General features: G+C 70.7%; 7 protein-coding genes and 1 pseudogene. 4 read left to right on the top strand and 4 right to left on the bottom strand.

The window, feature by feature from the left end:
* Positions 1-64 precede the first annotated feature (64 nt).
* Entirely contained in the window at positions 65-526 is a 462-nt protein-coding gene (locus AB0M59_RS53130; RefSeq protein ID WP_364631951.1) for a MarR family transcriptional regulator, read from the bottom strand.
* A 66-nt stretch (positions 527-592) separates the two neighbouring features.
* On the opposite strand from AB0M59_RS53130, the gene AB0M59_RS53135 reads away from it, so the two are divergent.
* From AB0M59_RS53135 to AB0M59_RS53150, 4 genes are all read left to right on the top strand, one after another.
* Positions 593-1,585 carry a zinc-binding alcohol dehydrogenase family protein gene (locus AB0M59_RS53135; protein WP_364631952.1) on the top strand — a complete coding sequence of 331 codons (993 nt, stop codon included), beginning with the start codon at positions 593-595 and terminating at the stop codon, positions 1,583-1,585.
* Positions 1,582-2,757, top strand: a complete 1,176-nt coding sequence (locus AB0M59_RS53140; RefSeq protein WP_364631954.1) for a DUF1266 domain-containing protein — start codon at positions 1,582-1,584, stop codon at positions 2,755-2,757. The genes AB0M59_RS53135 and AB0M59_RS53140 overlap by 4 nt, the downstream gene beginning before the upstream one ends.
* A gap of 99 nt (positions 2,758-2,856) precedes the next feature.
* Entirely contained in the window at positions 2,857-4,041 is a 1,185-nt protein-coding gene (gene steA / locus AB0M59_RS53145) for a putative cytokinetic ring protein SteA (RefSeq protein WP_364631957.1), read from the top strand.
* Positions 4,038-4,988, top strand: coding sequence for a copper transporter (locus AB0M59_RS53150; protein ID WP_364631960.1), 951 nt, complete (start codon positions 4,038-4,040; stop codon positions 4,986-4,988). The genes steA and AB0M59_RS53150 overlap by 4 nt, the downstream gene beginning before the upstream one ends.
* A gap of 52 nt (positions 4,989-5,040) precedes the next feature.
* On the opposite strand, the gene AB0M59_RS53155 is transcribed toward AB0M59_RS53150, so the two are convergent.
* From AB0M59_RS53155 to AB0M59_RS53165, 3 genes and pseudogenes are all read right to left on the bottom strand, one after another.
* Positions 5,041-6,729 (bottom strand): glycosyl hydrolase family 18 protein, encoded by a 1,689-nt coding sequence (locus tag AB0M59_RS53155; RefSeq protein WP_364631963.1) that lies wholly within the window; start codon positions 6,727-6,729, stop codon positions 5,041-5,043.
* A gap of 205 nt (positions 6,730-6,934) precedes the next feature.
* The gene (locus AB0M59_RS53160; RefSeq protein WP_364631965.1) at positions 6,935-8,203 is read right to left on the bottom strand and encodes an alginate lyase family protein; all 1,269 of its coding nucleotides are present in this window, start codon (positions 8,201-8,203) and stop codon (positions 6,935-6,937) included.
* Positions 8,204-8,294: 91 nt separating this feature from the next.
* Positions 8,295-8,768 (bottom strand): annotated as a pseudogene (locus AB0M59_RS53165) (aspartate/glutamate racemase family protein); the annotation flags it as partial.
* Between the last annotated feature and the right edge of the window lie 118 nt (positions 8,769-8,886).

Genomic DNA, 8,886 nt, shown 5'->3' on the forward strand with positions numbered 1-8,886 from the left:
GAGTGAGAAACAGTGTTAGAACACTGTTTCTCACTCACGACCCCTTGCGCCGAGCATGACTCGTTCAAGACGTCGGGGGCGGGCCGTCCTCGAGGTTCGTGGTGATATCGCGGAAAACCTCGGCCAGCACCCGCGCCTGCTCGGGGCTCAGCTGGTCCGCGAAGTGCCGCTGCACCCCGCGGACGTGCGTCGGCCACGCCTTCTCCAGCGCGGCCAAGCCCGCGTCCGTCAACACCACCAGCGTGGACCGGCGGTTGTCCGGGTCCGGCTCGCGTCGCGCGTAGCCCGACCGCTCCAGGCCGTCCACGATGCGCGTCAACCCGCTCGCGCTGTGGACCAGCGCCGCCGCCAGGTCCTTCATGTGCAGCCGGCGGTCGGGGGCCTCCGACAGCTGGACCAGCGCGTCGTACGTCCGGTGCGTCATCCCGTGCTCGGCTCGCAGCTCCGCGTCCAGCACCCGCAGCAGCAGCGCGGACGACCGCAGGAATCCCCGCCACGCGGCGTCGTGTTCTCGGGACAGGCTCACCCCGGGAATACTACTCGCGCGGACAGTTGTTGTGCGTACTGTTCGCATGCGAAGAAAGGACCCGAGATGCGCGCGGTGGTACTCCGAGAGCCCGGTCCCGTCGAGAACCTCGAACTGACGGACCTCCCGTTGCCCGAGCCGGAACCGGGCTGGGTGCGGATCGCCGTCAAGGCGTTCGGTCTCAACCGGTCCGAGCTGCACACCCGCCTGGGCCTGGCCGAGGGCGTCACGTTCCCGCGCGTGCCCGGCATCGAGGCCGTCGGCGTGGTCGACGCCGATCCCGACGGCGAGTTCGAGCCGGGGCAGCAGGTCGCGACCATGATGGGCGGGATGGGCCGCACGTTCGACGGCGGCTACGCCGAATACACGGTGGTGCCGAAGGGGCAGGTCATCCCGTTCCGCTCGGACCTGCCGTGGGAGATCCTCGGCCAGGTCCCGGAGACGCTCCAAACCGCGTACGGCTCGCTCACCACCGGCCTCGACCTCGAGCGAGGCCAGACGCTGCTGATCCGCGGCGGAACGTCCGCGCTCGGCTTCGCCACCGCGGCCCTGGCGAAAGACCTCGGCGCCACGGTTTTCGCGACCACGCGGCAGCCGGAAAGGCTCGAAACCCTGCGCGAACACGGCGTCGACCACCCCCTGCTCGACGACGGCGACGTCGCGACGCAGGTCCGGAAGATCGCGCCGGAAGGCGTCGACGCGGCCCTCGAACTGGTCGGGACGCCGACCCTGCCGGACACCCTGAAGGCCACCCGCGTGCACGGCACCGTGTGCTTCACGGGCATGTTGTCCAACCACTGGACGATCTCGAACTTCTATCCGATCGGCTACCTTCCCGCCGGGGTGCGGTTGACCGCTTATGGTGGTGAGGCGGACGACCTGCCCGCCTCCGTCCTCCAGCGCCACCTCGACCGGATCGCCGCCGGCGAAACGACTCTCGGCCCGGCAGAGGTGTACGCGATGACGGAGATCCGGCAGGCGCACGACGACTTGGAGCACAACCGGACGGCGGGCAAGCTCGTCGTGCTGACCGGCCGAGCGGAGGGAGCCGCCCCGTGATCCTGCCGCCGCCCGCCGACGTCGAAGCGCAGCTGGCCGCCGCCCGCCGCGACAGCGACCTCGACCGCTACCTCGGGCTGCTGGCCGGGGAAGAGCTCTTCGTCCCGATCCGGCGGGCGGACGCCCGCAGCATCCTCGACGAGCGGGCAGAAACCTTCCCCAACGTCTACTACGAGACGGGCGGCGACGAGTTCCTGCAGGTCTTCACGCGGGGGGCGCTGCCCGACCTCGGCCCGGACGTCGTCGCCATGAGCGGCGCGCTGGACTGGGCGGTCGACGGCGTCGGGCGGCACGAGCGGGTCGTGTTCAACCGCGGCACCCGCGGCGAGTGGCGGCTGCCGGGCGCGACCCTGCAGCCGTGGCTCGACGCGCACCACGACGACGTCACCCCGCTGGACGAGCAGGTCGAGCGGCTGATCACCGCGCCGTACGGGCACCTCGAAGGGCCGATCGCGCACGCGCTGGCCTGCGGCGCGCACCTGGCCGTGCTCAACGCGGCGCCGTGGAACGTGCTCGACGCGCGCCGCCACGACTACGTCGCCGAGGTGCGGGGCCTGCGCGACTGGTGGGGCGTGCCGGACCCGCCCGGCTGGCGCGCGACGATGGCCGACCTGATCGGTGACGGCTACGCGCTGACGCCCGGCAACCTCGTGCTCATGCTGCGCCTGCGGTTCGCCGCCGAATACGGCTTGCGCAACGGCGAGTTCGACCCGCTGACCTGGGCGGAGCTGGTGGACCGGTGGTGCGCGGAGAACGACGCCGCGGACCAGGCCGACGAGCTGAAGGACACCGTCCGGCGGGTTTCGCGCTGTGAGCAGCGCCTGCGCGCCGACGGTCTGGTCGACGCGGACGGGTTCGTCACGACGGCGCTGTCGTGGGACGTCGGCCGCGCGGTCAACATCGCCCGGTGGGGTCTTGCGGCCGGTTATTGCGACGCGCTGACCGCCGAGCTGATGGTGCTCGAAGCCGGTTCGCTCGCCCGCCGTTACCACCAGTCATGGGCCGACCTGTCGGCCGGGTACGTCATGGGCCGTGTGCTGCACGCCGAAGACGACGAGTTCGGTGAGTGGTACCCGGCGGCCGTGCGGGTCCACCACCAGCTCCTTCAGGACCCGGCGAGCCCCTGGCTGAACCTCGGTTTCGGGTCGCTCTCGGAGGAGTCGGAGGCCTGACCCGCGCGGGGGATGCGCGACCCGGCTCACCACAACGAGTCACGCCTGCTACGGCGTGGCGTACCTCGTCCCACGAGCAAATTTGTCACCATCGGCCACATGAAGCTCACCGGCTTGCTCACGCGGAACCAAGAACCCCTCCCGGGGATCACCGGGGTCGCCCGGGTCGACCGCCGCACCCGGGAGCTGCTGCGCCGGATCAGTCCGGGCGACATCGTCGTGCTCGACCAGCTGGACCTCGACCGCGCGACGGCCGACGCCCTGGTCGAAGCCGAGGTCGCCGGCGTGGTCAACGCGTCGCCGTCGATCTCCGGCCGGTTCCCGAACATGGGCCCCGAGATCCTCGTCGCGGCCGGCGTCCCGCTGCTCGACTCGGTCGGCGGCGAGCTGCTGCGCACGATCAAGGACGGCACGAAGCTGCGGCTGCACGACGGCGTCGTCTACGTCGGCGAGCGCCAGGTCGCCTCCGGCATCGAGCAGACCGCCGACAGCGTCGCGGACCAGATGATCGAGGCCAAGGCCGGGATGTCGACGCAGCTGGAAGCGTTTTCGGCCAACACCATCGAGTTCCTGCGCCGCGAGCGCACGCTGATCCTCGACGGCGTCGGCGTGCCGGAGCTGAAGGTCGTCATCCGCGACCGGCACGTGCTGGTCGTCGCGGGCGGCAACGGGCACGCCGAGGACCTCAAGAAGCTCAAGAAGTACGTGGCCGAGCACCGGCCGGTGCTGATCGGCGTCGACGCGGGTGCCGACACCCTGCGCGTGCAGGGTTACACGCCGGACGTCATCGTCGGCGACCCCACCGGCATCGGCACCACGACGCTGCGCGGCGGCGCCGAGGTCGTCGTGCCCGCCGCACCGGACGGGCACGCCCCCGGCGTCGAGCGGATCCAGGACCTCGGCATCGGCGCCGTGACGTTCCCGGCGACGGGCAACGCCGAAGACCTCGCGCTGCTGCTGGCCGACGCGCACGGCGCGAGCCTGGTCGTCACGGTCGGCTTCCAGGCCACCCTGCGCGAGTTCCTCGACCACGGCCGGTCCGGCTCGAACCCGTCGACGTTCCTGACCCGGCTGAAGCTCGGCACGAAGCTCGTCGACGGGAAGGCGGTGGCGACGCTGCACCGCAGCCGGGTGTCGATCGGCGCGGTCGTGCTGCTCGTGCTCGCCGCGGTCGTGGTGGTCGCCGCGGCCCTGCTGGTGTCCGACGTGGGCTCGGTCTACCTGGACTGGCTCCGGCACACCTGGAATTCGCTCGCTGCCTGGGTCAAGGGATTGTTCACGTGATTTCGCTGCGCTACCACGTCGTTTCCATCGCTGCCTGCTTCCTGGCGCTGGCCGTCGGGGTCGTCCTCGGCTCGACCGCACTGAACGGCTCGCTGCTGTCCGGGCTGGCGGGGGAGAAGAAGGACCTCGGCAGCCAGGTCTCCGACCTCGAGGCGCAGCGCAACGCGCTCAACGCCCGGCTGGCCGACGCGGACGCGTTCGCCGGCTCGATGGGCCCGAAGATCGTCGCCGGCGCACTGGACAAGCGGTCCGTGGTGCTCGTGACCACCGAGGACGCGCGCCCGGCCGACCGGGACGCGCTGAAGCAGCTGATCGGCCAGTCCGGTGCTTCGGTGACCGGTGAGGTGCAGTTGACGGCCGCGTTCGCGGACCCGGAGAAGGCCGATCAGCTCCGCGACGTCGTCACGCGCTTGCAGCCGGCCGGCTCGAAGTTCCCCACCGCCGGCGACTCCGGCACGCTCGCCGGCGCGCTGCTCGGTTCGGTGCTGCTGCTGGACAAGACCACGGCGAAGCCGCAGTCCTCGGGCGAGGAACTGGCGGCCGCGATCGGCGGGCTCACCGACGGCGGGTTCGTCAAGGCGGGCCAGGAGGTCAAGCCGGCGCAGCTGGCGATCGTGCTGACCGGGGCCCAGGCGACCGGCGACAGCGCGGGCGACCGCGCGGCGACGATCGCCCGGTTCGCCACGCAGCTTGACCGCTCCGGCGCGGGCACGGTGCTAGCGGGCGACGCCGGTTCCGCCGAGGGGACGGGCGCGCTGGGCGTGGTCCGCGCGGACACGTCGGCGACGTCGATCCTGTCCACTGTGGACAACGTGGACTCCTCGGCCGGGCGGGTGAGCACGGTGCTGGCGCTGAAGGAACAGCTCGACGGCGGTGCGGGCCGCTACGGCATCGCCGGCAACGCGACGGCGCCCGCCCCGGGTGTCGGCGCCCCCAACGGGAACTGACGTCGTGAGTGGGAAACAGGGTTAGAACACTGTTTCTCACTCACGACATCTTTCAGCTGGCCAGCCACAAGGCCGGGACGTTCGGCGGTTCCCAGCCCACCAGTGAGGTGTGGCCCTGGCGGCACGTGTACGTGATGCCGTTGTAGGTCACCTTCGCGCCCGTCGCGTACGCCGTGTTCGGTGCCCAGGCGGGAATCGACGGCGGCGTGGTGGGTGTCGTGGTCGGTGGGGTCGTCGGCGTGGTGGGTGTGGTCGGGGTTGTCGGAGTGGTGGTCGTCGGCGGGGTCGTGGTCGGCGGGGCCGAGCAGTTCGGCGTCGAGGCCGCCAAGCCGTTGACCACCGCGTGGAACAGCGTCGAACCCGGGTCGAGGTCGTAGAGCGAGAACATCATCGCGCCGCCGAGACCCGTGCAGTGGATGTAGTCCGTGCGCGCCTTGATCGACTGCGCCGACGAGCCGCCGTAGAAGTTCGTCCCGTCGTAGAACCAGGCCGACTGCGTGACCGGGTCCCAGTACGTGTCGGCGGGATTGTCGACGACACCGGTGAGTTCCTTGTACATCGCGACACCGGGGACGTTGCCGCTCAGCGTGTGCCCGGGCGACGGGCCCGAAGCGGACTGGTACAGGCCGTGGTTCGAGCCGGCCGGGACGCCGGTCCAGCCGCGGTAGTAGAACGGGATGCCCAGCGTGAGCTTGTTCGCCGGGAAGCCACCCGCGATGCCGTAGGCGCTGTTGCCGTGCAGGTAGTCCTTGATGACCGAGTCGGTCGTGTACTTCTCGGTGCCCGGCGGGATCGTGCCGGACGGGTCGTTCGGCGACGAGTACAGCGGGTCCTGGAAGTTCGTCGGCCCGGTCGCGTCCCACGCGCCGTGCATGTCGTACGTCATCGCGTTGCCGAAGTCCAGGTACTGCCCGATCCGGTCGGTCTGAATCTTCGCGATCTTGTCCTGCCCGCCGGGCAGCGCGGCCGAGAGCGCGTAGTGCTTGCCGCCCAACGCGTCCAGCTCGCCCCGGAACTCCGCCATCAGCGCCGTGTAGTTCGCCGTGTCGGCGGCGCTGTAGTGGTTGCCGACGTGCCCGGTGGGCGAACCCGGGTACTCCCAGTCGATGTCGATGCCGTCGAAGATCCCCGCCGCGGTGCCCGGGCCGCCGTAGCCGCCGGACGCGGGGATGTTGCCCTTGATGAACATGTCCAGGCACGAGCTGACGAACTTCTTGCGCGACGCGTCGCTCGCGGCGGCGTCGGAGAAGTACTTCGAGTACGTCCAGCCGCCGATCGAGAGCAGCACCTTGAGGTTCGGGTGCCGGGCCTTGAGCTCCTGCAGCTGGTGGAAGTTGCCCACGATCGGCTGGTTCCAGGTGTCGGCGGTGCCGTCCACGCTGATGTCTGAGCCGAACGACTTCTGGTAGTCCGCGAACTGGTCCCCGCCGCCGTCACCGGCGTTCGGGTCGGTTTCACCGCCCGGGTCCGGGGTGGTCGCCTTCGTGTTTTCGAAGCAGGTGAGGTTGCTCGGGTCGATGTTCTCGAAGTCGTAGAGCAGATAGTCGAGGTTGCCGGCGATGGCGTCGACGTTCTTGAGGTAGTAGGCGTTCTGGTAAATGGACCACTGGTCGAAGTAGGCGATGCGGACCCCGCCGGAGGTCGCGGCGGCCGCGTCCGGCGTCGCCGGGCCGGCGACGGTCAGTGCGCCGATCACGACGGCGGCGGCCGCGGCGGCGACCAGGGCGAATCTTCGCTGCATGGGCGTCTCCTCGCGCAGGCGGACGGCCCTCTCCCGGCCGCGACGGCGCGGGAGAGGGCGTACGCGATGGCTGCTTCACGAGCGGGTCCGGCCCCGGTCATGAATGTGCGCGCGGGGACACCGAGTGTCAATACTTTGGACTAGACCAATCATGCACGGCGTGCGCTATGGGACGTGGTGTCCGGATTTCCCGGCGTTCGTAGGGTTATTTGAGCGGCGGGTCGAGCGGGAAGCACGACACGCGCACCGGCCACGTGTCACCGCCGGCCGGCAGCGGCATCTTCTTCAGCGCGGCGGCCGCGTCGGAATCGTGCGCCTCCTCGGCCGCGGCGTGGAAGATGTCCGCCGCGATCGACTGGTCGAACACGCCGATCTGCTGGTGCGGCCAGCCCGCCGCGCCCTGCAGTGCGCCCGGGATCAGCTGGTCGACGACCTTCCGCAGCGTCACGCCGTTCGGGGCCCGGTACTTCCAGACGTCGATGCCGAGGTTCTTCCCGACCTCCGCCATCCGGCCCCACGCGGTGAGGTTGAAGTTGACGTAGTGCCAGGACATCGTCCGCGACAGTTCGAGGGGCTGGCTGCCGTCGGCGGCGAACTGCACCGGGAACCGCTTCTGCTCCGCTTCGAGGACGATCTTGCGCGCGGTGTCCCGCTTGCCCAGGTACGACGCGATCGTGGCGTTCTGCATGTCGAGGAAGGTGCCGTGGTTGTTGGTGGCGGCCAGTTCCAGCTTCGCCTGCGGGCTGGTCTGCATCCAGTCCAGGTACTGCGTCAGCCACGCCTTGATGCCGGAGCGGTCCTTGCCGGTCCAGCCCGGGGCGCCGCTGTCGAGCAGCGCGAACGTGTCGAGGACCTGGCTGAACGACTGCGTCGAGTCGATGATCCCGGTGCCGCTGATCGTCGTCTTGCACGGGATGATCTGCGAGAAGTTCATGTTCGGGTTCATCTTGGTGGCCGGGTCGAGGAACCACGTCCGGATGTCCAGCGCCGCGCGTTTCGCGTACTTCGCGTCGCCGGTGTAGTACCAGGCGAGCGAGAGGTAGTACATCGCGTCCCAGGCCACCATCCGGTAGGTGTGGTCGGTGATCGCGTCGGCCTCCGGGTTGCGCTGGCCGTCCTTGTTGACGTACGGGCAGCCCTGCGGGTTCTCCGGGGTCTTCTCGCTCGCCCACCAGTAGGGCGCCTGGCTCATGTAGTCGTGCTTGTCGCCGCTGGGCGGCGCGGCCGGCTTGTCCATGACCGACCACGGCCCGCCGGTCAGCGCCGTGTTCGCTTTGCCCAGCACGGCTTTCAGCGCGTCCCGCTGGGCCTTGGAGGCGTGGCCGCTGCGCAACGCCTGCTTGATTCCGGCGAGCTTGGCGCCGTCGGTGACCACGGTGTGCGGCGGGGAAGCCGCCACCGCTGTTCCGCTGATCGGGACCAGGAGCAAACTCGCGGACACCGCCAGCGCGCCCAGAACGCGGAGCCTTCGCACTTCGACCGCCCTTCACGGGGACGTCAAAATCCCCACTCGTCACCGGGCGGCGGTACGGCACTGGGATTCTGTCCGGGCGGCGCGCCCGGTGTCAATCGGGCCAGGTGCGGCGCTTGTCCAGCGGGCGTGCGTACGACCCGGCGCGGCTGGTCTTCAACCCCAGCGCCACCAGCGACTCCGCCAGCCGGACGGCCGCGGCGACACCGTCGATGACCGGGATGTCCAGCATCGTCGAGATCTTCCGGTCGAGCCCCGTCATCCCCGCGCAGCCGAGCACCAGGACCTCCGCGCCGGCGTCGCGCGCACGGCGGCCGGCGGTCAGCAACGCCGACTCCGTGCGGCGCTCGTCCGTCAGCTCCAGCACGCCGAGCCCGGCGCCGGTGACCGTGACGCAGTTCTGCGCGACGCCGGCGGTGTGCAGGCTGTCCTCGATCAGCCCGCACGTCCGGTCCAAAGTGGTCACCACGCCGTAGCGGCGGCCGAGCAGGCAGGCCAGGTGAGCGGCCGCTTCGGTGATGTCGACGACCGGGACGTCCAGCAGCTCGCGGGCGCCCTCCCGGCCGTGGGGGGGGGCCCCCCCCCCCCCCCCCACCGCGCCCCCGCCGCCCCCCACCCCCCCCACCCCCCCCCCCCCCCCCACCCCCCCCCCCCCCCCCACCGCCGCCACCGGCCGCGCGAACGGC

It is taken from the genome of Amycolatopsis sp. NPDC051371, assembly GCF_040682155.1.
Taxonomy (GTDB): Bacteria; Actinomycetota; Actinomycetes; order Mycobacteriales; family Pseudonocardiaceae; genus Amycolatopsis.